Genomic DNA, 310 nt, shown 5'->3' with positions numbered 1-310 from the left:
ATTTTGTAGCATCTTCTCCATATGCTTTGTGATTTTCYAAATAAACATTATCATATTTATATGTTTTAGTAGTTACTCCTACTTTTTCAAGCTCAGATATTAAGTAATCTCTAACTTCATCCTGAGCATCTTTGTCAGCATTAAATATAGTATGTGGTTGTTTTGATATATTCAATATATGCTCCATTTGATTTGTAACTGTAGTTTTAGTTTCATCAGTATAATTAGGTTTAGAAGGATTCATAGAGTTATACCCTATTAATCCTGAAACACCTACTGTGGCTGCCAAAACTAATGCCGATATTTTCTT

At 29.8% G+C, this 310-nt stretch carries 1 protein-coding gene; it reads right to left on the bottom strand.

All coding sequences use genetic code 11. The features are described 5' to 3' along the window. On the bottom strand, positions 1-310 hold a 310-nt coding region (locus G3997_RS02460), incomplete at both ends, for a hypothetical protein (protein ID WP_296647541.1).

This window comes from Romboutsia sp. 13368 (genome assembly GCF_018336475.1).
Classification (GTDB): domain Bacteria; phylum Bacillota; class Clostridia; order Peptostreptococcales; family Peptostreptococcaceae; genus Romboutsia.
Note: the sequence above shows the minus strand (reverse complement) of the source record. Positions and strands in the feature narration are given on the sequence as shown.